The following is a 1,159-nucleotide window of genomic DNA, read 5'->3' as shown; positions in this document are numbered from 1 at the left end:
CCGGGGCGCTCGCGCAGGCGGCGAGGGCGGCGGCGGCGAATCCGGCGAGGGTCACGGAACGGGTTACGCGAACGAGGGACGACATGATCTGAGGCACTCCCGGACAGGCCCCCGTCCGCGGAACGCACTGGTCCGCGGCGGGAGGATGCCATACGACACGGGGCCGGCCCGCATCGCGGGACCGCCCGCGACCCGGTCTGAGCCGGGATCGTGCTGGAAGCTCGGCCGTACCGTGGCGGCATCGTGGGCCAAGCGTGGCCGTTTCGCGTCGCCCGAGCGCCGTTTTAAAGGATGCCGACCCTGACCCCCGCCGCCCGCTGCTCCGCCGCCATCGAAGTCCTGACCGATATCGCGGAGCGCCGCCGCCCCGCCGCCGACGCGCTCAAGGATTGGGGCCTCGCCCACCGTTTCGCCGGCTCCGGCGACCGGGCCGGGATCGCCAGCCTGGTCTACGACGCCCTGCGCCGGCGGGCATCCGCCGCCTGGATCATGGGCTCCGAGGCGCCGCGCGCCGTGCTGATCGGCTCCCTGCGGCTGCAGCAGGGGCTCGCTGCCGCGTCCGTGGCCGCGTTGTTCTCGGGCGAGCGCTTCGCCCCCGAGCCGCTGAGCGACGACGAGCGCACGCGCCTCGAGTCCGGCACGCTGGACGAGGCCCCGCCCGAAGTGGCCGGCGACGCCCCGCCCTTCGTGCTGCCCGAGCTGGAGGCCGCGCTCGGCGACGACCTGATCCCTGAATTGAAGGCGCTCGCCCGGCGCGCACCCCTCGACATCCGGGTCAACGCCCTACGCGGCAGCCGTGACGACCTGATGCCCGCGCTGAGCGGCTTCGATGCCGCGCCGACCCCGCACGCGCCGCTCGGCGTCCGGATCCCGATCGGCGCCGACGGCCGAGGCCCGGCGCTCCACGTCGAGGCCGAGTTTCTGGACGGCTGGTACGAGATACAGGACGAGGGCTCGCAGCTCGCCGCCCTTCTGGCGGATCCGCAAGCGGGCGAGACCATCGTGGACCTCTGCGCCGGCGGCGGCGGCAAGACCCTGGCGCTGGCGTCCCAGACCCGCAACGGCGCCCGCCTGATCGCCACGGACGGCGATCCGCGCCGGCTCGCGCCGATCCACGAGCGCCTGCGCCGCTCCGGGGCCGCGGCCGAAGTACGGACAC

At 75.0% G+C, this 1,159-nt stretch carries 1 pseudogene; it reads left to right on the top strand.

Annotation, left to right across the window (positions count from 1 at the left end):
* Positions 1–291: 291 nt before the first annotated feature.
* Positions 292–1,159, top strand: a pseudogene (locus FV228_RS30395) (MFS transporter); the annotation flags it as partial.

Origin of the sequence: Methylobacterium sp. WL18 (assembly GCF_008040015.1) — a bacterium.
Lineage (GTDB): Bacteria > Pseudomonadota > Alphaproteobacteria > Rhizobiales > Beijerinckiaceae > Methylobacterium > Methylobacterium mesophilicum.
This window is presented reverse-complemented; position numbering and strand designations above follow the sequence as displayed.